Raw genomic sequence first — 19,442 nt, forward strand, 5'->3', positions numbered from 1 at the left:
GGCCCTCCCGCCCCCGGCTCGGGGCGCGGCCGGTCCTGCCCGCCGTCCGCGTGTGGTCGGCGGACGGCGACCGACCCGCCGGTAGATTGGAGCCCCGTGAACCAGCCCCCTGGCGGGTCGGCGCCCCGTCCGGAGGGGAGCAGCCCCGCGCCGCCGCACCCGTCCCTCGCCGACCTCGCCGACCTCGTGGGCGCCCCGGTGCAGGGCGACCCGGCCACGCGGCCCGCCGGTGTCACGCTGGCCTCCGGGGAGGTCGCCGCCGGGGACCTCTACGCGGCGCTGCCCGGCGCCCGCACGCACGGTGCGCGGTACGCCGCGGACGCCGCCGCCCGCGGGGCCGTCGCCGTCCTCACCGACCCGGCCGGGCGCGAGCAGGCCTGCGCCACCGGCCTGCCGGTCTGCGTCACCGAGGACCCGCGCGCGGTCCTCGGCGCGGTCGCCGCCCGGGTGTACGGCGAGCCCGCCCGGCGGCTGCAGGTCGTCGGGATCACCGGCACCAACGGCAAGACCACCACCGCCTACCTGGTCGAGGCCGGGCTCGCCGCGGCCGGCCGGTCCACGGGCCTGATCGGCACGGTCGAGACCCGCACCCGGGGCCGGGCCGCGAACGGCCGCCCCACCGTCACCACGCTGCCGAGCGTCCGCACGACCCCCGAGGCGCCGGCGCTGCACCGGCTGCTGGCCACGATGGCCGGCGCGGGGGTGCAGACCGTCGTCATGGAGGTCAGCAGCCACGCCCTGGTGCTCGGCCGGGTCGGCGGCATCCCGTTCGCCGCCGCCGGGTTCACCAACCTCGGCCGCGACCACCTGGACTTCCACGCCGACCTGGAGGACTACTTCCTCGCCAAGGCGCGGCTGTTCGACGGCCGGGCGGCGGTCGAGGTGGTCGACGTCGACGACCCCCACGGGCGGCGGCTGACCGGGATGCTCGGCGGGCGCCGGGCGGTCACCGTCTCCGGCCGCGGGTCGGCCGCGGACTGGCGGGCCACCGGGGTCACCGCCGACCCCGCCGGCGGCTCCTCCTTCACCCTGCACGGGCCGGGAGGGCGCACCTGGCCGGCGCGGGTGCGGCTGCCCGGCCCGTTCAACGTGGCCAACGCCGTCCTGGCCGTGGCGCTCCTGGACGCCGTGGGCGTCGCGGTGGAGGACGCCCTGCGCGGGGTGGCCGGCACGGTCGTGCCCGGCCGCATGGAGCCGGTGGACGCCGGCCAGCCGTTCGTCGCCGTCGTCGACTACGCGCACACCCCCGACGCGGTCACCACCGCCCTGGGCGCGCTGCGGTCGGCCACCACCGGGCGGGTGATCACCGTGCTCGGCTGCGGTGGCGACCGCGACCCCGGCAAGCGCCCGGCCATGGGGGAGGCCGCCGCCCGGGGCAGCGACCTGCTCGTGGTCACCGACGACAACCCGCGCTCCGAGGACCCCGCCGCCGTCCGCGCCGCGATGCTGGCCGGCGTGCCCGCCGGCGCCGAGGTGCTCGAGATCGGGGACCGCCGGGCCGCCATCGCCGCGGCCGTGGCCCGGGCCCGGCCCGGCGACGCCGTGCTCGTCGCCGGCAAGGGGCACGAGACCGGCCAGGAGGTGGGCGGCACCGTCCACCCCTTCGACGACCGCGCCGTGCTGCGCGAGGCCCTGGAGCGGCGCGCCCGGGCCGGAGGAGAGACCCGACCGTGATCAGCCTGACCCTCGCCGAGGTGGCCGCGGCGGTCGACGGGCGGCTGCCCGACGGCGCGGCCGGCACCGTGACCGGCGCGGTCACCGTCGACAGCCGCACCGTCGCACCCGGCGACCTGTTCGTCGCCCTGCCCGGGGAGCGGGTCGACGGCCACGACTTCCTGCCGGCCGCGGCGGCCGCGGGCGCGGTGGCCGCGCTGGCCACCCGGCCCGACGCCGCGCTGCCCTGCGTCCTCGTCGACGACCCGGTCGCCGCCCTGGGCCGGCTGGCGCACGCCGTCCACACCCGGCTGGCCGCCGGCGGGCTGCGGACCCTGGCGATCACCGGCTCGGCGGGCAAGACCTCCACCAAGGACCTGCTCGGCCAGGTGCTGGCCACCGCCGGGCCGACCGTCAGCCCGCCGGGGTCGTACAACAACGACATCGGGCTGCCGCTCACCGTCCTCGCGGCCGACGCGGGCACCCGCTCGCTCGTGCTGGAGATGGGCGCCCGCGGTCGCGGGCACATCGCCCGGCTCTGCGAGGTGGCCCGCCCCGGCACCGGCATCGTGCTCAACGTCGGCTCGGCGCACCTCGGCGAGTTCGGGTCCGCCGACGCGATCGCCGAGGCCAAGGGGGAGCTCGTGGCGGCGCTGCCGGCCGGGGGCACGGCCGTCCTCAACGCCGACGACCCGCGGGTGCTGGCCATGGCCGCCCGGACCGCGGCCCGCGTGGTGACCACCGGCCGCGGTCCCGACGCCGACGTGCGCGCCTCGGGCGTGACCCTCGACGAGGGGGGCCGGGCGCGGTTCACCCTCACCGCCGCGGGCCGGTCGCTGCCGGTCGCCCTGCAGGTGGTGGGGGAGCACCAGGTCGCCAACGCGCTCGCCGCGGCCGCCGGCGCCCTGGCCACGGGCATGACGCCGGAGGCCGTGGCCGCCGCGCTGTCGGCGGCCACCCCGCGCAGCCGCTGGCGCATGGAGGTCACCCGCCGCCCGGACGGCGTGACCGTGGTGAACGACGCCTACAACGCCAACCCGGAGTCGATGCGCGCCGCGCTGGCCGCGCTGGCCGGGCTGCCGGCCCGGCGGCGGGTCGCGGTCCTGGGCGGGATGGCCGAGCTGGGGCCGGCCGCGACCGGGGAGCACACCCGGCTGGGCCGCGACGCGGTCGCCGCGGGGGTCGACCTCGTCATCGCCGTGGGGCCCGATGCGGTAGGGATAGCCGAGGGCGCGGCTGCCGCCGGTGCCCGCGAGGGGGAGAGGGTGGCCGCGGTGCCCGACCGCGCCGCTGCCCGTCGACTGCTGACGGAGGTCCTGGTGCCCGGTGACGTGGTGCTGGTCAAGGCCAGTCGCGCCCACGGGCTCGAGCTGCTCGCCATGGAACTGCTGGGCGGGGACCGGCAGGGCGCGGACCCGCTGGGCGCGGGGGCGGGCGACGCCGGGGCAGGCGCGTGAGATCCGTCCTCGTCGCGGCCGCGTTCGGCCTGATGATCTCCATCCTGGCCACACCCGTGGCGGTGCACCTGTTCCGCCGCAAGGGCTTCGGCCAGGAGATCCGGGACGACGGCCCCGAGAGCCACCTGTCCAAGAAGGGCACGCCCACCATGGGCGGCACGGTGATCGTCGGCGCCACCGTCGGCGGCTACCTGATCGCCCACCTGTTCCTGATCAACCAGCCCGGGCGCGGCGTCACCGCCAGCGGCCTGCTCGTGCTCTTCCTCATGGTGGGCCTGGGCACCGTCGGTTTCCTCGACGACTACCTCAAGATCCGCTACCGGCGCAGCCTCGGCCTGAACAAGACCGCCAAGCTGGTCGGCCAGCTGGTCATCGGTGTCGCCTTCGCGGTGCTGGCGATCAACTTCCCCGACCCGGAGGGCACCACCCCGGCCTCGACGTTCGTCTCCTACGTCCGCGACATCGAGCCGCTCGCGCTCGGGTCCGTCGGGTTCGTCGTCCTGGCCTACCTCTACATCGCCGGCTTCTCCAACGCCGTGAACCTCACCGACGGCCTCGACGGGCTGGCCGCGGGCTGCTCGGCGATGGTCTGCGGCGCCTACACGATCATCAGCTTCTGGCAGTTCACTCACGACTGCACCACCCAGCTGATCGACGGCTGCTACACCGTGCGCGACCCGCTCGACGTGACCCTGGTGGCGGCCGCCGGGATGGGGGCCTGCCTGGGCTTCCTGTGGTGGAACACCAGCCCGGCGCGGATCTTCATGGGCGACACCGGCTCGCTGGCCCTCGGCGGGCTGCTCGCCGGGCTGGCCGTCGTCACCCGCACCGAGCTGCTGCTCGTCGTCCTCGGCGGGCTGTTCGTCGCCGTCACCCTCTCGGTCGTCATCCAGGTCGCCTTCTTCCGGGCCACCCGCCGACGGGTGTTCCGGATGGCGCCGCTGCACCACCACTTCGAGCTGGCCGGGTGGGCGGAGAACACCGTCATCGTGCGGTTCTGGCTGGTGACCGGCATGGCGGTGGCCTTCGGCCTGGGGCTCTTCTACGCCGACTGGCTGGCGATCACCGGCCTGTGAGGCCGGTGCCTGCGCGACACGCCCGGTCGCTGCCCCGGCTCCTGCCCGGCGTGGCAGCCGTGAGCGGCGACGATGGACCGATGCAGTCCACCGGAGTCGATCGCGCCCCCGGGGGAGGCCGCGGCGCGCGCCCCGCGGGCCCGGGCCGCCGCCTGGCCTGGCTCGACGGCCCGATGTCGAGCTGCCACCTCGTGGTGGGCGCCGCCGGGCTGCTGCTCGCGATCGGCCTGGTCATGGTCTTCTCGGCCTCGGCGATGAAGGCCGCCCTCGCCGACCAGCCCGCCTGGCGGCCCGGCGTCGACCAGCTCGTGTTCGCCCTGATCGGGCTGGTCGCCCTCCTGGTCGCCGTCCGGCTCCCGATCGGGCTGGTGCGCCGCGCCGCGCCGATCGCCCTGCTCGGCGTGGGCGTGCTGCTCCTGGCCGTGCTCGTCCCCGGCATCGGCGTCGAGTACAACGGCTCCCGGGCCTGGATCGACCTCGGCTTCACCAACTTCCAGCCCTCCGAGCTGGGCAAGCTCGTCTTCGCGCTGTGGGGCGCGCACGTCCTCGCGCTCCGGGACCGCTTCCTGACCGTCAAGACGCTGCTGGTGCCGCTGCTGCCGGTCTACGCGGTGATGGCGGGGCTGTTCCTCCTGGAGAACGACTTCGGCGCGGTGGTCACCCTCGGCCTGGTGCTGGTCGGGCTGCTCTGGGCCGGCGGGCTGCCGCTGCGCCACTTCGGCTGGTTCGTCCTCGCCGGGGCGCTGGCGATCGCGGTGATGATCCGTGTCGCCCCGTACCGGATGGCGCGGATCACCTCGTTCCTCGACCCGTTCGCCGACCCCACCGACAGCGGCTTCCAGGCCATCCGCGGGTTCTACGCGCTGGCCACCGGCGGCCTGTGGGGCGTGGGGCTGGGCAACAGCGCGATGAAGTGGAACCTGCTGCCCGAGGCCGAGAGCGACTACATCTTCGCGATCATCGGGGAGGAGCTGGGCTTCCTCGGCTGCCTGGTGGTGATCGTCCTCTACGGCGTGCTGGCCTACGCCGGCACCCGGATCGCCCGGCGCAGCGCCGACCGGTTCGTGCAGCTGGCCAGCATGGCGATCACCGTGTGGCTGATCGGCCAGGCGGCCATGAACATGGGCTACGTGGTCGGCCTGCTCCCGGTCACCGGCGTGACCCTCCCGCTCATCTCGGCCGGGGGCACCTCGCTGGTGCTCACCCTGTTCATCGTCGGCCTGCTCATCCGGTTCGCCCGTGCCGAGCCCGCGGCCGTGGAGCACCAGCGCACCCACCCGCGCGGGCGGCTGGCGCGGCTGCTGCTGCCCGTCCCCGCGGCGGCGGTCGAGCCGGTGCGCCCGCGCCGCCGCGCGACCGGCCGTCCCGAGGCGCGTCCCGGCCGCGACGACGACCGCCCGGCCCGCCGTCCCGTGGTGCCCGGTGGCGCCCGCACCGTCGCCCGGGTCACCCCCGGGGCGGTCCGCGAGCGGGGCCCGGCGCCGCGCGAGCGCCGGGCCGACGGCCGCGGCCGGACCGGCGACACCCGCCGCCAGCCGCCGCCGCGGGCCCGGTCCGGTGCCGAGGCCCCGAGGCGGCCCCGGTGACCGGCGCACCGTCGGTCGTCCTGGCCGGCGGCGGGACCGGGGGGCACATCGAGCCGATGCTCGCCCTCGCCGACGCGCTCACCCGCCGGCCGGGGCCCCGGGTGACCTGCCTGGGCACCGCCCGGGGTCTGGAGACCCGGCTGGTGCCGGCCCGCGGCTACGACCTGCGGCTCATCCCGCCGGTGCCGCTGCCGCGCCGGCCCACCCCCGACCTGCTGAGGGTCCCCGGGCGCGTGCGCCGCGCCGTGGCCGAGACCCGCGCCCTGCTGCGCGAGCTGGACGCCGACGTGGTGGTGGGCTTCGGCGGCTACGTGGCCCTGCCGGCCTACCTGGCCGCCCGCCGGGAGCGGGTGCCGGTCGTGGTGCACGAGCAGAACGCCCTGCCCGGGCTGGCCAACCGGATCGGGGCGCGCCTGGCCGCCCGGGTCGCGGTGACCTCCCCGGGCACGCCGCTGCGCGGCGGCGTGCACGTCGGCATGCCCCTGCGGACGGCGATCAGCCGGCTGGACCGGGCCGCCGCCCGGGCGGAGGCCCGGGCGGCGTTCGGCCTGGACGCCGACCGGCCGACGCTGCTGGTCTTCGGCGGGTCCCAGGGCGCCGCCTCGCTCAACCGGGCCGCGACCGGCGCCGCCGGCGCGCTCACCGCCGCGGGTGTGCAGGTGCTGCACGCCCGCGGGCCCAAGAACTCCGACGTCACCGTGCCCCCGCGGCCCGCCGGGACCGCGCCCTACGTCGTCGTCGACTACCTCGACCGCATGGACCTCGCCTACGCCGCGGCGGACCTGGCACTCTGCCGGGCGGGCGCGGTCACCGTGGCCGAGCTCTCGGCGGTCGGGCTGCCGGCGGCGTTCGTGCCGCTGCCGATCGGGAACGGGGAGCAGCGGCGCAACGCGCTCCCGGTCGTGGACGCCGGGGGCGGCCTGCTGGTGGACGACGCCGACCTGTCGCCGTCCTGGATCGAGGAGAACGTGGTCCCGCTGGTCACCGACCCCGCCGCGCTGGCCGGGTACGCCGCGCACGCCGCGGCGGCCGGGGTGCCGGACGCCGACGAGCGCCTGGCCGACATGGTGCTCGAGGTGGTCCGTGAGCGCTGACGACGTCGCCGCCTGGTCGGGCCCCGTGCCCTCGCTCGGGGAGCTGGGCGCGGTCCACTTCGTGGGCATCGGGGGGGCCGGGATGAGCGGCATCGCCCGGATCCTGCTGGCCCGGGGGGTGACCGTCTCCGGCAGCGACCGCCGCGACACCCCGACGCTGCTGGCGCTGCGCGCCCTCGGCGCCCGGGTGGAGCTCGGTCACGACCCGGCGCACCTGGGGGAGGCCGACACCGTCGTGGTGTCCACCGCGATCCGGGACGACAACCCCGAGCTCGCCGCGGCGCGGGAGCGGGGCCTGCGGGTGCTGCCCCGGGCCGTGGCGCTGGCCGCCGTCATGGCCGGGCGGCGCAGCGTGGCCGTGGCCGGCACGCACGGCAAGACCTCGACCACCTCGATGCTCACCGTCGCGGTGCAGGCCTGCGGCGCCGACCCCTCGTTCGCCATCGGCGGCGACCTCAACGAGTCCGGCAGCAACGCCCACGCCGGCGAGGGCGACGTCTTCGTGGCCGAGGCCGACGAGAGCGACCGCTCCTTCCTGCTGCTGTCGCCGTTCGGCGCCGTGGTCACCAACGTCGAGGCCGACCACCTGGACAACTACGGCGACCTGGCCGCCGTCGAGCGGGCCTTCGACCGGTTCGTGGGCACCGTCGACCCGGCCGGCTTCGTCGTGGTGTGCACCGACGACCCCGGGGCGGCGCGGCTGGCCGGCGTCCCCACCCCGGCGCGGGTGCGCACCTACGGCACCGCCCCGGACGCCGACCTGCGGATGCTCGACGTCGAGGTCGGCCCCGAGGCCACCGCGTGGACCGCCGTCCTGGACGGGCAGGTGCTCGGCCGGGTGCAGATCCGGGTGCCGGGGGAGCACATGGCGCGCAACAGCGCCGCCGCGCTGCTGGCCGGGCTGGAGCTGGGGCTGCCCGCCGACGGTCTGGTCGCCGGCCTCGGGCGCTTCGGCGGCGTGCACCGGCGCTTCGAGCTCAAGGGCACCGTCGGCGGGGTCCGCGTCTACGACGACTACGCCCACCACCCGACCGAGGTCGAGGCCCAGCTGCGGGCGGCCCGGGCGGTCGCCGGCGCCGGTCGCGTGGTGGTGGCCTTCCAGCCGCACCTGTACAGCCGCACCCGGCAGTTCGCGGCCGGCTTCGGCGCCGCGCTCGGCCTGGCCGACGAGGTCGTGGTGATGGACGTCTACGGGGCCCGCGAGGACCCCGTGCCCGGGGTGACCGGCGCGATGGTGGCCGAGGCGGTGCCGCTGCCGGCCGAGCGGGTCCGCTTCGAGCCGTCGTGGTCGGCGGCAGCGCCGGCGCTGGCGGCGCGGGCCCGCCCGGGCGACCTGGTGATCACCATGGGGGCCGGCAACGTGTCCATGGTCGGGCCCGAGGTGCTCGAGGCGCTGCGCGGGCGGTCGGCCGAGCCGGCGGACCCCGAGCGGTGAACCGCGCCGGGACGACCACCCGGGACCGCGCCGACGACCCGGCCGCGGCCCGGCGCCGGCCGGCCCGCCGTCGGGAGACCCCCGCCGACCGGCGCCGCCGGTTCTGGCTCCGGGGCGGTGTCGGCGTGGCCGTGCTGGCCACGCTGGCCTGGCTGCTGTGGGCCAGCCCGCTGCTGGCGGTGCACGAGGTCCGCGTCGACGGGGCCGCCACGCTGGCCACCGCCGAGGTGGTCGAGGTGGCCGGCGTCGCGCAGGGGACCCCGCTGCTGCGGGTCGACGTGGCCGCCGCCGAGCGGCGGGTCTCCCGGCTGCCGCAGGTGGCCTCGGTCGAGGTGACCCGCGGGTGGCCGCGCAGCGTGGTGGTGACCGTGGTCGAGCGCGTACCGGTCGCCGTCGTCGAGCAGGCCGGCACGCGGACGCTCGTCGACGCCGGGGGCGTGCTCTTCGGCACGGTCACCGGCGCGGCGCCGGCCGGGGCGGTGGATCTCGACGTCCGCACGCCGGGGCCGGACGACCCGGCCACCCGGGCCGCGCTCGCCGCGCTCGTCGCCCTCCCGGGCGGGCTGCGCGAGGAGGTCGCCGCGGCCTCGGCCCGCACCGGGGAGGACGTGACCCTCGAGCTCGCCGACGGCACCACCGTGCTGTGGGGCGGCGCGGAGCGGGCCGGCGACAAGGCCGCCGCGCTGGTGGCGCTGCTGGACCAGGTGGCCGCCGGCGCGCTGGACCCCGCCGGGACGATCGACGTCAGCGCGCCCTCGGCGGTGGTCCTGCGCTGAGCGCGGGGGCAGGCTGTCGGGGTGTCCGACACCCCCGCCAGCCGGTTCCCCGTCCCCGCGCCCGACGAGCTCGCCCCCGAGCTGGAGGAGCGCTACGCCGCCGTCGAGGAGCGCTCCGGCTTCCTCCCGAACATCTTCGCCGCCCTCGCCTGGCGCCCGGCCGAGGCCTCGGCCTTCTTCGCGCTGCACGACGCGCTCATGGACAAGGAGACGCCGGGCCTGTCCAAGGCCGACCGCGAGCTCGTCGTGGTGGCGACCAGCGCGGCCAACGACTGCCTCTACTGCGTGGTGGCGCACGGGGCGATCGCCCGGATCCGGGCCCGGGACCCGCACATCGCCGACCAGGTCGCCGTCGACTGGCGCAAGGCGCCGCTGCCGCCGCGGATGCACGCGGTGCTCGACGTGGCGGTGCGGCTGGCCGTCGATCCGGCCGCGGTGACCGCGGCCGACCTCGACCGGCTGCGCGGGCACGGGCTCACCGAGGACGACGTCTGGGACGTCGGCGCGATCGTGGCCCTGTTCGCGCTGTCCAACCGGCTGGCGCACTGGGCGGCCATCCCGCCGAACGAGGAGTTCTACCTGATGGGCCGGCTCCCGCGCAGTTGACGACCGGGGGCGACGGGGTGACCGCGCTCCGTCGCCGGCCGCTCCGGCCGGGCGACACGCGCGGCCGCGCGACACGCCCGGGTGGCTCATCGACTTCGCCGGTTCCGAAGTCGCGGCGTGTCGACGCCGTCGACCTCGACTCGAGACGTTCCTGCCGCGGGTCGTCACCGATCGTGATGCCAGCGTGACTTCCGGGTCGCATGCGGGCCCTGTGATCCGCCGACAGCGACACGCCGGGTCGTTGCGGGTGTTTGTCGCACCTGTCGGGCCCACCTAACTTCGTCCGCGTCGACCCAGTTGACATAACTATAAGGCTTTACCTGAGGATGAGGGTCGAGGTCGGGAGCCCCACATGACACCTCCGCACAACTACCTCGCGGTCATCAAGGTCGTCGGCATCGGCGGCGGCGGGGTGAACGCGGTCAACCGGATGATCGAAGTCGGCCTGAAGGGGGTCGAGTTCATCGCCATCAACACCGACGCCCAGGCGCTGCTGATGAGCGACGCCGACGTCAAGCTCGACGTCGGCCGCGAGCTCACCCGCGGGCTGGGCGCCGGCGCGCAGCCCGACGTCGGGCGGCAGGCCGCCGAGGACCACCGCGAGGAGATCGAGGAGGTGCTCAAGGGCGCCGACATGGTCTTCGTGACAGCGGGGGAGGGCGGCGGCACCGGCACCGGCGGCGCGCCCGTCGTCGCCTCGATCGCCCGCAAGCTGGGCGCGCTGACCATCGGCGTGGTCACCCGCCCGTTCTCCTTCGAGGGGAAGCGGCGGGCGGTCCAGGCCGAGTCGGGGATCGAGGAGCTGCGCAACGAGTGCGACACGCTCATCGTCATCCCCAACGACCGGCTGCTGCAGCTCGGTGACCGCAACGTCAGCGTGATGGACGCCTTCCGCACCGCCGACCAGGTGCTGCTCTCCGGTGTCCAGGGCATCACCGACCTGATCACCACGCCCGGTCTGATCAACCTGGACTTCGCCGACGTCAAGTCGGTCATGTCCGGGGCCGGCTCGGCGCTGATGGGCATCGGCAGCGCCCGCGGTGACAACCGCGCCCTGCTCGCCGCCGAGCAGGCGATCGCCAGCCCGCTGCTGGAGGCCTCCATGGAGGGCGCGCACGGCGTGCTGCTCTCCATCTCCGGCGGGTCGGACCTCGGGCTGTTCGAGATCAACGAGGCCGCCTCGCTGGTCTCCGACGCCGCGCACGCCGACGCCAACATCATCTTCGGTGCGGTCATCGACGACGCGCTCGGTGACGAGGTGCGGGTGACCGTCATCGCCGCCGGCTTCGACGGCGGCCGGCCCGCCGGCCGCAAGGACGCCCCGGCGGCCGCCGTCCCGGCCGCGCCGCCGGCGCCCTCCCGGCTGCCCGGCGGGCCGCAGCCGGTCGGGTCGGTCCGGCCCGCGCCGACGGGCGAGCGGCTGGTCGGTCAGGCGCCGGCCGCGCCGCAGGCCCAGCGCACCCCGCCGCCGACCTCCCAGGCGCCCTCGCGGCCGGCCACCGGCGGCGGGATCACCGTGCCGCCGCTGCCGCCGGTGCAGGGCGGGGCGCAGGCCGGGGCGCGGCGCCCGCTGACCAACGAGGACTTCGAGGAGGAGCTCGACATCCCGGAGTTCCTCCGCCAGTAGAAGGGCCCCTGTGCCCCCCACCGCTCGCACGCTCGCGGCGGGCCCCTGCACAGGGGCCGCACCCTTCCCCCCACGCCTCGCAGGCTCGGCGCGGGCCCCTGAAGGGTGGCCGTCCCGGCCGGTCACCAGGGCCGGGGATGCCTGGTGACCGCGTCCTCGGCCGCCTCGCCGGCGGTGCGACCCCGCAGGGTCGTCACCGACCGGCGGGGCGGCCGCTCCGCCGCGCCGTACGACACGTTCAACCTCGGCGACCACGTCGGTGACGACCCGGCCGACGTCGCCGCCAACCGCGCCCGCCTCGCCGGCGAGCTCGGTGTGCCGGGGGAGCGGCTGGTGTGGATGGAGCAGGTCCACGGCACCGGCGTGGCGGTGGTCGACGGCCCCGTGACGGAGGTCCTGCCCGGGACCGACGCGGTCGTGACCCGCGCGCCCGGCCTGGTGCTCTGCGTGCTGGTCGCCGACTGCGTCCCGGTGCTGCTGGCCGACGCGACCACGGGTGTGGTCGCCGCGGTGCACGCCGGCCGGGAGGGCGTCCGCGCGGGCGTGGTCCCCGCGACGCTCGCGGCGATGCGCCGGCTGGGCAGCCGCCCCGCCGACGTCACCGCCCTGCTCGGCCCCGCCGTGTGCGGCGCCTGCTACGAGGTCCCCCGCGCGATGCAGGCCGAGGTGGCGCGGGTCGCCCCCTCCGCCGCCGTGCGCACCCGCCGGGGGACGCCCGGCCTCGACCTGCGTGCCGGGGTGGCCGAGCTGCTGGGGGCCGCCGGCGTCGGCCAGGTGGTGCACGACCCGCGCTGCACCGTCGAGGACCGGCGGCTGTTCTCCCACCGCCGCGACGGCGTGACCGGGCGCCAGGCCGGGGTGGCCTGGCTCGGCTGAGGGAAGCCGCGCGGCCGTCCGGGGTGGGCTCCTGCACGAGGAGCGGGCGGGGGCCATGATCGCGGATGTGCAGAGCACTCCGGCCCGACGACTGGCCGCCGTCCGGGCCCGGGTCGACGCCGCGGCCCGGGCGGCCGGGCGCGACCCCGGCGCGGTGGGCCTCGTGGCGATCAGCAAGACCTGGCCGGCTCCCGCCGTCCGGGAGCTGGCCGCGCTGGGCCTGGCCGACTTCGGCGAGAACCGCGCCCAGGAGCTCACCGCCAAGGCGGCCGAGCTGGACGATCTCGACCTGCGCTGGCACTTCGTCGGCCAGCTGCAGCGCAACAAGGCCGCCGCCGTCGCCCGGCTGGGAGCGGTCGTCCACTCGGTCGACCGGGCCTCCCTGGCCCGCGCGCTGGGCCGCGCGGGAGCCGACGCCGGCCGGCCGGTCGAGGTCCTCGTGCAGGTCGACCTCGGCGGCCCGGAGGGCGAGCTGGCCGCCCGGGGCGGCGCGGCGCCCGCGGACGTGCCGGCCCTCGCCGACGCCGTCGCCGCCGACCCCGGCCTGCGGCTGCGCGGCCTCATGGCGGTCGCCCCGCGCGGCGCCGACCCCGCACCCGCGTTCGCCCGGCTGGCCGCCCTGGCCGAGCGGGTCCGCGTCGACCACCCCGGGGCCACGGAGGTGTCGGCGGGCATGAGCGCCGACCTCGAGGCGGCGGTGGCAGCGGGCAGCACCCTCGTGCGTGTCGGAACCGCGCTCTTCGGGAAGCGGCCCCTACCCTCGCCGGAAGACGAGTCACACCAGTCACACGGGTCCCAGCGGTCCGGGTGACCGACGCGCTGCACCCGGAGGGGAAGGGCTGATGGCCGGAGCCATGCGGAAGATGGGCATCTACCTCGGTCTGGTCGAGGACGACGACGCCCGCGCCTACGGCCGGTACGACGCCCGCCAGGCCGAGTACGCCGACCGGCACGACCGGCTGGACGAGCGGGGCGTGGACGAGCGCCGCTACGCCCGGTACGCCGACGACGAGGCCTACGGCTCCTACAAGGGCGACCGGTACGAGGACCCGTACAAGGACGACCACTACGGGGACCCCGGCTACGCCGACCACGACTTCGAGGCCGAGGCCGACCCCTCGCCCGCCCCGGACCCCGAGCCCGTCGCGCTGCCGCGCCGTCCCGCCCCCGCCCGCCGGCTGGACCTCGCCCCCTCCGCCGACCGTCCCGAGCGCCCCCTCCGCGCCGCCGGGCTGGCCCCCGCCGGGGCCACGGCGTCCGCCGCGGCGTCCTCGCCCGGCGCCGGTGCCGGTGTGGGTGCCGCGGGTCTCGCCGTGCGCGAGCCGGCGGTCGCCCCCGTCGCCGCCGCGCCGGAGCCGGCGCCCGCCCCGGCCCCCGCTCCGAAGCCCTACCGGATCACCACCCTCCACCCGCGGACGTACAACGAGGCGCGCCAGATCGGGGAGAGCTTCCGCGACGGCATGCCGGTGATCATGAACCTCACCGAGATGGACGACGCCGACGCGAAGCGGCTCGTGGACTTCGCTGCGGGCCTCTCCTTCGGCCTGCGCGGTAGTATCGAGCGCGTCACGAACAAGGTGTTCCTCCTCAGCCCGAGGGACGTCGACGTGACGGCCGAGGACAAGGCGCGGATCCGCGAGGGCGGCTTCTTCAACCAGTCCTGAGGCCCGACGACTGGCCGGCACGCGAGGTGCCCTGACCGAACGAGGACCGTGGCTCTCTTCTGGCAGATCGTGTCGTCGGTCCTGCTCGTCTTCCTCGTGCTGCTGTTCGCGCGATTCGTGGTGGACTGGGTGATGGTCCTGGCCCGCAGCTGGCGGCCCTCCGGGCTCGTCGCCGCCGGCCTGGAGGTCGTCTACGCCACCACGGACCCGCCCCTCAAGGCCATCCGCAAGGTGATCCCCCCCTTGAACCTGGGGTCGATCCGGCTGGACCTCGCGTTTATGGTGCTCCTGATCGCCGTGTACATCCTGCGGAGCATCACGACCCAGCTGGCCCTCACCGCGTGACCAACACACGCGGACGATCCGGCCGGACCGGTCCTCGGCCCGGGGCTCACACCCCGTCGCGGACCTCCCTGTGCCCGCTGCCCGACCCGAGGTGAGCCCGATGCCACTCACGCCTGCCGACGTGCACAACGTCGTCTTCAAGAAGCCGCCGATCGGCAAGCGGGGCTACGACGAGGACGAGGTCGACGCCTTCCTCGACGTCGTCGAGGCCGAGCTGGCCCGGCTCATCGAGGAGAACAACGAGCTGCGGTCGGGGTCGGCCACCGGCCGCACCCGGCCGGCCGAGGCCGAGCCGACGCCCGCTCCCGCGCCGCCGCCCCCGCCGGCCCCGCGCGAGGACGACAGCGCCCGCGCCTCGCGGATGCTGGCGCTGGCCACCGAGACCGCCGACAAGTACGTCAACGAGGCCAAGGCCCAGGCCGACCAGATGGTCGCCACGGCCAAGACCAACAGCGAGCGCATGGTCGCCGACGCCCGCGCCAAGAGCGAGCAGCTGGTCTCCGAGGCCAAGATGCGGGCCGACTCGATGGTCGGCGACGCGCGCACCCGGGCCGAGACGATGGAGCGGGAGTCCCGCGCCAAGGCCGCCGCCCTCGAGCAGGACGCCGAGCGCCGGCACGGCGAGGTGATGGGGTCGCTGGAGGAGAAGCGCAGCAGCCTCGAGCGCAAGATCGAGGAGCTGCGCACCTTCGAGCGCGAGTACCGCACCCGGCTGCGGTCCTACCTCGAGTCGCACCTGCGCGACCTCGACAGCCGGGGCTCGGCCGAGCCCGCGTCCAACAGCCGCCAGGCCACGCACGCCGGCGCCTGACCTCACCAGCACGCCAGAGGGCCCCCGGACCGTCCGGTCCGGGGGCCCTCTCGCGTCCGGCCCCGGGCTCGCGAGGGGTGGGGAGGACGGGGTCCTTCAGCCCTTGACGCTGCCGGCGAGCAGCCCGCGGACGAAGTAGCGCTGCAGGGCGAGGAAGACCACCAGCGGCAGCACGATCGACACGAAGGCGCCCGCGGAGAGCAGGTACCAGTCGGACCCGCGGGTCCCGGCGAGCTCCGCGACCCGGACGGTGAGCGGGACGACGTCCGGCGCGCCGCCGGCGAAGGTCAGCGCCACGAGCAGGTCGTTCCACACCCACAGGAACTGGAACACGCCGAACGCGGCGATGGCCGGCGTGAGCAGCGGCAGCAGCACCTGGAAGAAGATCTTCACGTGCCCGGCGCCGTCCATGCGCGCCGCCTCCACCAGGGAGGCGGGGATCTCCTTCATGAAGTTGTGCAGCAGGAAGATCGCCAGGGGCAGCGCGAAGATCGAGTGCGACAGCCAGATCGTCCAGAAGGACCCGGCCAGGCCCGTGTCGACGTAGAGGGTCAGCAGCGGGATGAGCGTGACCTGGATCGGCACGACCTGGAGGGCGAAGACGGCGACGAACAGGAGGTTGCGGCCGGGGAACTTGATCCAGGCGAACGCGTAGGCGGCCAGCAGCGCCAGGGTGATCGGGATGACGACCGCCGGCAGGGTGATGACCAGCGAGTTGATGAACAGCGTCGCGAAGTCGTTCCCGCCGCCGAACAGCACCTCCTGGTAGTTCCGCAGCGTGAACAGCGGGTCGGTGACCACCGTCCACCAGCCCGAGCGGCGGATGTCCCGCTCGGTGCGGAAGGAGGTGATGAACAGGCCGAGGGTCGGCACCGTCCACAGGACGGCGATGACGATCGCGATCGCGGAGGCGGCCGGGGAGCTGAGCTTGGTCTTGGCGGCCACCGCCCGGCGCTCGGCCCGGGAGAGCTTGCGCTCCTGCGGGGGGACCGGGGCGGCGACGGGGGTCGTCGTGGTCATCGGATCTCCTCGGCCAGGCGCAGCTGGCGGACGTTGTAGGCGATGATCGGGACGACGAGGACGAACAGCAGCACCGCGAGCGCCGCGCCGAGGCCGAAGTTGAACTGCCGGAAGGCCTGCACGTAGAACTCGTTGGCCACCACGCTGGTCCCGAACTGGCCACCGGTCATGGTCCGGACGACGTCGAAGACCTTGAGCGTGACGATGGCGACCGTGGTGAGGACGACGACCAGGGCCGGGCGGATGCTCGGCACGGTGACGTAGCGGAACATCTGCAGCCCGCTCACGCCGTCGAGCCGGGCCGCCTCGACGATGTCGTCGGGGATGGCCTTGATCGCCGCCGAGAGCACGGTCATGGCGAAGCCGGCCTGGATCCAGACCATGACGACGATCAGGTAGAAGGTGTTGGACGGCGCGGTGAGCAGGAACTGCTGGGGTTCCAGGCCGACCAGGACCAGCAGCTGGTTGAGCAGGCCGATCTGGTTCACGCCGGGCTGGTCGGGCCGGAACTCGTAGACGAACTTCCAGATGACCGAGGCGCCGACCATCGAGATGGCCATCGGCAGGAACACGAGGGCCTTGGCGAGCGACTCGAAGCGGGTGCGGTCGACCAGGTAGGCGTAGACCAGGCCGAGCCCGGTCGTCACCAGCGGGACCAGCACCACCCACAGGACGGTGTTGCGCAGCACGGTCTGGAAGTTGTCCTCGGTGAAGACCGTGGCGTAGTTGTCGAACCCGACGAACGCCGACCCGTCCCGGTCGTAGAACGACCCGCGGATCGTGGCCAGGGCCGGGTACACCAGGCCGACCAGGAGCAGCAGGAGCGTCGGGCCGAGGAAGCCGGCCGCCACGACCCACGTGGGGACCCGCCTGGGGCGGTCGACCGCGAAGAGGATCGCGCCCATCACCACCGCGAACAGCAGGATGGCGAAGGCCATCAGGGCGAACTTGTGCCCGGTGGAGTTCGCGTCGAGGAACCACTGCACCGCTGGAGACCTCTTCTCGGGGAACGGGACGCCGGGGGGACCGGGGCAGCGCCGCGGTCCCCCCGGCTCCGGAGGGGTGGCCGGGACCGCACCGGCCGAGGGCCGGTGCGGTCCCGCCCGGTCAGGACGTCGGCCAGGCGTTCTCGACGTCGGTGAGGACGGCCTCGCTGGACTTGTCGTTGGCGATCCAGTTGGTCAGCTCGGTCCACAGCGCGCCGGCACCGATCTCACCGGGCATGAGGTCCGACCCGTCGAACCGGAAGACCGCCTCGGGGTCCTGGAACAGCTCGGCGGAGAGCTGGTCGATCGGCGAGACGAGGTTGTCGACCTCCAGGCCGGTGTTCGCGCTGACCCAGCCCGGGCCGGAGACCTGGGCCTTGATGTTGGCCCACTCCGGGGAGGAGAGGTAGGTCTGGAACGCCTGGGTGGCCGGGTCGTCGTTGAACGCCGCGGTGAACTCGCCACCGCCGAGGACCGGCGGGGTGCCCGCGTCGCCGATGGGCGGCAGCGGGAAGGCGAAGACGTCGCCGTCCTCGGCGACCTCGGTGCCCTCCGGCCAGTTGGCCTGGTAGAAGGACGCCTGCCGGTGCATGAAGCAGCTGCCGTCCAGGATGGGCAGGCCGGCGTCACCGAACTCGGTCGACGCGATGGACTGCACCTCGCCGAGGCCGCCGTTGACGTACTCGGGGTTCTTGAGGATCTCCCCGACGGTGTTCAGCGCCTCGACGATCTGCGGGTCGTTGAACGGGATCTCGTGGTTGACCCACTGGTCGTAGACCTCGGGGCCGGCGGTGCGCAGGACGACGTCCTCGAGCCAGTCGGTCGCGGGCCAGCCGGTGGCGTCACCGGAGCCGATGCCGGCGCACCACGGCTTGGCGCCGGTGGCCGCGATCTCGTCGGAGAGGGCGATCATCTCGTCCCAGGTCTGCGGGATCTCGTAGCCGGCCTCCTCGAAGGCCGCCGGCGAGTACCAGACGAAGGACTTGGCGTTGGCGCCGAGCGGTGCGGCGTAGAACTCGCCGTCGACCGAGCCGTACTCCTTCCAGCTCTCGTCCCAGTACTCGTCGACGTTGGCCTCGACCTGCGCCGGGGCCGGGACGACGTCGCCGGAGCGGACGAGGTTGGCCAGCAGGCCCGGCTGCGGGATGAAGGCGATGTCGGGCGCGTTGCCGCTCTGCGTGCGGACGACGAGCTGTGCCTCGAACTCGCGGGACCCCTCGTACTGCACGTCGACGCCCGTGCACTCCTCGAACGGCACGTAGGAGTCGATGTGCGGCTGGTCCTCCGGGTCGACGATGGAGGTGTAGACGCTGACCGTCTCGCCCTCCAGGTCGCCGAACTCCTCGTAGGGCGCGCAGTCGATCTCCAGCTCGGAGGCGTTCGCGGTGCCGCCGCCGGTCGTGGCGCCGTCACCGCTGTCGGCGGTGTCGGCGCAGCCGGCCAGCGCCAGCACGACGCCCAGGCCACCGGCCAGGGCAGCCGTGCGCCGGCCTCTCGCGCGCATGGTCATTCGTCCTCCCGTTTCGTGGTGCGTGCGCAGGAAGTGCGCAGACGGCGGCCACGCGGGTCCGCGCTGACCGCCAGGGTGGCCGGACGATAACCGGGTGCGGCGGCTCCACGGGTGACCCGCGACGCAACCGTTATGAAGCACGCCCGTCATCCGGCCGTGCCCCACCCGGTCGGGGGAGACCCGGGCGCGCCGCCGGCCGCGACCGGCCCCGAACGGGTGACGGGGCTAGAGTCGCCGGGTGTTCCCGGCCGCCGTCGTCCTCGTCCTGGCCGGTCTCGGGCTGTTCGTCGCGGGGCTGGTGACCGGCACCGCCGTGCTCTTCTGGTCCGCCGCGGCCGCGGCCGTGCTCGCCGGCGTCCTGCTCGTGCTCGTCGGTCGCCGCTCCGCCCGGGAGGCCGACCGGGACGCCGCCGTCGGCACCGGCCCGGTGCAGCCGACCGGGGCCGCGGAGCCGGACGTGCCGCGGCGGATGCGGCCGGCCGACCGCCCGCCGCCCCCGCCGCCCGGTCGCGCGGCCGGGCCGGCCCCGCAGGCCGAGCTGCACCCGCCGGCCGGATCGTCCCCGCCGGCCCGGCCGGCGACGGCCGCGCCGGTACCGGCGGAGGAGGACGCCGAGTTCACCGACCTGCTGGCGGTCATGGACAGCCGCGAGGAGGTCCTCGTGGTGCCGGGGGAGCCGCGCTACCACCTGGCGGGGTGCCCCCACGTGGACGGGCGGCCCTCCGAGGGCCGGGCCCTGGCCGACGCGCGCACCGAGGGGCTCACCCCCTGCGCCGTGTGCCGGCCGGTCTCCTCGCTGGCCGCGCGCAGCCGCCGCGGGGGGGGGGGGGGGGGGGGGGGGGGGGGGGGGGGGGGGGGGGGGGGGGGGGGCGGGGGGGGGGGGGGGGGCGGGGGCGGGGCGACGCGCCCGCGGCGTCCGG

General features: G+C 75.8%; 17 protein-coding genes and 1 pseudogene. 15 read left to right on the forward strand and 3 right to left on the reverse strand.

Features of this window, described 5'->3' with window-relative positions:
• The first annotated feature begins 96 nt into the window (after positions 1-96).
• From ACI8AC_RS21895 to ACI8AC_RS21960, 14 genes are all read left to right on the forward strand, one after another.
• Positions 97-1,674 (forward strand): UDP-N-acetylmuramoyl-L-alanyl-D-glutamate--2,6-diaminopimelate ligase, encoded by a 1,578-nt coding sequence (locus ACI8AC_RS21895; RefSeq protein WP_456899960.1) that lies wholly within the window; start codon positions 97-99, stop codon positions 1,672-1,674.
• Positions 1,671-3,110 carry a UDP-N-acetylmuramoyl-tripeptide--D-alanyl-D-alanine ligase gene (locus ACI8AC_RS21900; protein WP_456899961.1) on the forward strand — a complete coding sequence of 480 codons (1,440 nt, stop codon included), beginning with the start codon at positions 1,671-1,673 and terminating at the stop codon, positions 3,108-3,110. Before ACI8AC_RS21895 ends, ACI8AC_RS21900 begins: the two co-directional genes overlap by 4 nt.
• Positions 3,107-4,186, forward strand: coding sequence for a phospho-N-acetylmuramoyl-pentapeptide-transferase (gene mraY / locus ACI8AC_RS21905; protein ID WP_456899962.1), 1,080 nt, complete (start codon positions 3,107-3,109; stop codon positions 4,184-4,186). Before ACI8AC_RS21900 ends, mraY begins: the two co-directional genes overlap by 4 nt.
• A gap of 80 nt (positions 4,187-4,266) precedes the next feature.
• Positions 4,267-5,772: a putative lipid II flippase FtsW gene (ftsW, locus tag ACI8AC_RS21910; RefSeq protein ID WP_456899963.1), complete on the forward strand. Its 1,506-nt coding sequence runs from the start codon at positions 4,267-4,269 to the stop codon at positions 5,770-5,772.
• Entirely contained in the window at positions 5,769-6,866 is a 1,098-nt protein-coding gene (gene murG / locus ACI8AC_RS21915; protein ID WP_456899964.1) for an undecaprenyldiphospho-muramoylpentapeptide beta-N-acetylglucosaminyltransferase, read from the forward strand. The genes ftsW and murG overlap by 4 nt, the downstream gene beginning before the upstream one ends.
• Positions 6,856-8,301 carry a UDP-N-acetylmuramate--L-alanine ligase gene (gene murC / locus ACI8AC_RS21920; RefSeq protein WP_456899965.1) on the forward strand — a complete coding sequence of 482 codons (1,446 nt, stop codon included), beginning with the start codon at positions 6,856-6,858 and terminating at the stop codon, positions 8,299-8,301. Before murG ends, murC begins: the two co-directional genes overlap by 11 nt.
• Positions 8,298-9,077, forward strand: a complete 780-nt coding sequence (locus ACI8AC_RS21925; RefSeq protein WP_456899966.1) for a cell division protein FtsQ/DivIB — start codon at positions 8,298-8,300, stop codon at positions 9,075-9,077. The genes murC and ACI8AC_RS21925 overlap by 4 nt, the downstream gene beginning before the upstream one ends.
• 21 nt (positions 9,078-9,098) lie before the next feature.
• Complete coding sequence (locus tag ACI8AC_RS21930) at positions 9,099-9,683, forward strand: peroxidase-related enzyme (RefSeq protein ID WP_456899967.1); 585 nt, start codon at positions 9,099-9,101, stop codon at positions 9,681-9,683.
• Between the two features lie 352 nt (positions 9,684-10,035).
• Complete coding sequence (gene ftsZ, locus ACI8AC_RS21935) at positions 10,036-11,310, forward strand: cell division protein FtsZ (protein WP_456899968.1); 1,275 nt, start codon at positions 10,036-10,038, stop codon at positions 11,308-11,310.
• 144 nt (positions 11,311-11,454) lie between these two features.
• Positions 11,455-12,186, forward strand: coding sequence for a peptidoglycan editing factor PgeF (gene pgeF, locus ACI8AC_RS21940; RefSeq protein ID WP_456899969.1), 732 nt, complete (start codon positions 11,455-11,457; stop codon positions 12,184-12,186).
• A 55-nt stretch (positions 12,187-12,241) separates the two neighbouring features.
• Complete coding sequence (locus ACI8AC_RS21945) at positions 12,242-12,997, forward strand: YggS family pyridoxal phosphate-dependent enzyme (RefSeq protein ID WP_456899970.1); 756 nt, start codon at positions 12,242-12,244, stop codon at positions 12,995-12,997.
• Between the two features lie 31 nt (positions 12,998-13,028).
• A complete protein-coding gene (locus ACI8AC_RS21950) occupies positions 13,029-13,850 on the forward strand; it encodes a cell division protein SepF (RefSeq protein ID WP_456899971.1) in 822 nt (273 codons plus the stop codon).
• A gap of 48 nt (positions 13,851-13,898) precedes the next feature.
• Entirely contained in the window at positions 13,899-14,195 is a 297-nt protein-coding gene (locus tag ACI8AC_RS21955) for a YggT family protein (RefSeq protein ID WP_117376271.1), read from the forward strand.
• A gap of 100 nt (positions 14,196-14,295) precedes the next feature.
• Complete coding sequence (locus ACI8AC_RS21960; protein ID WP_456899972.1) at positions 14,296-15,006, forward strand: DivIVA domain-containing protein; 711 nt, start codon at positions 14,296-14,298, stop codon at positions 15,004-15,006.
• A 96-nt stretch (positions 15,007-15,102) separates the two neighbouring features.
• Here ACI8AC_RS21960 and ACI8AC_RS21965 read toward each other — a convergent pair whose 3' ends face one another.
• From ACI8AC_RS21965 to ACI8AC_RS21975, 3 genes are all read right to left on the reverse strand, one after another.
• Positions 15,103-16,026 (reverse strand): carbohydrate ABC transporter permease, encoded by a 924-nt coding sequence (locus ACI8AC_RS21965; RefSeq protein ID WP_456899973.1) that lies wholly within the window; start codon positions 16,024-16,026, stop codon positions 15,103-15,105.
• Positions 16,023-17,012 (reverse strand): carbohydrate ABC transporter permease, encoded by a 990-nt coding sequence (locus ACI8AC_RS21970; protein ID WP_456899974.1) that lies wholly within the window; start codon positions 17,010-17,012, stop codon positions 16,023-16,025. The genes ACI8AC_RS21965 and ACI8AC_RS21970 overlap by 4 nt, the downstream gene beginning before the upstream one ends.
• Before the next feature lie 121 nt (positions 17,013-17,133).
• Positions 17,134-18,516 carry an ABC transporter substrate-binding protein gene (locus tag ACI8AC_RS21975; RefSeq protein ID WP_456899975.1) on the reverse strand — a complete coding sequence of 461 codons (1,383 nt, stop codon included), beginning with the start codon at positions 18,514-18,516 and terminating at the stop codon, positions 17,134-17,136.
• A 244-nt stretch (positions 18,517-18,760) separates the two neighbouring features.
• Here ACI8AC_RS21975 and ACI8AC_RS21980 point away from each other — a divergent pair.
• Positions 18,761-19,442: pseudogene (locus ACI8AC_RS21980) on the forward strand (hypothetical protein); the annotation flags it as partial.

Source organism: Geodermatophilus sp. SYSU D00758 (assembly GCF_054049955.1).

Bases quoted from the DNA above. Each gene is read 5' to 3' on its own strand.
- ftsW (WP_456899963.1), top strand. From the start codon at position 4,267: ATGCAGTCCACCGGAGTCGATCGCGCCCCCGGGGGAGGCCGCGGCGCG.
- ftsZ (WP_456899968.1), top strand. From the start codon at position 10,036: ATGACACCTCCGCACAACTACCTCGCGGTCATCAAGGTCGTCGGCATC.
- ACI8AC_RS21945 (WP_456899970.1), top strand. From the start codon at position 12,242: ATGATCGCGGATGTGCAGAGCACTCCGGCCCGACGACTGGCCGCCGTC.
- ACI8AC_RS21950 (WP_456899971.1), top strand. From the start codon at position 13,029: ATGGCCGGAGCCATGCGGAAGATGGGCATCTACCTCGGTCTGGTCGAG.
- ACI8AC_RS21960 (WP_456899972.1), top strand. From the start codon at position 14,296: ATGCCACTCACGCCTGCCGACGTGCACAACGTCGTCTTCAAGAAGCCG.
- ACI8AC_RS21965 (WP_456899973.1), bottom strand. From the start codon at position 16,026: ATGACCACGACGACCCCCGTCGCCGCCCCGGTCCCCCCGCAGGAGCGC.
- ACI8AC_RS21975 (WP_456899975.1), bottom strand. From the start codon at position 18,516: ATGCGCGCGAGAGGCCGGCGCACGGCTGCCCTGGCCGGTGGCCTGGGC.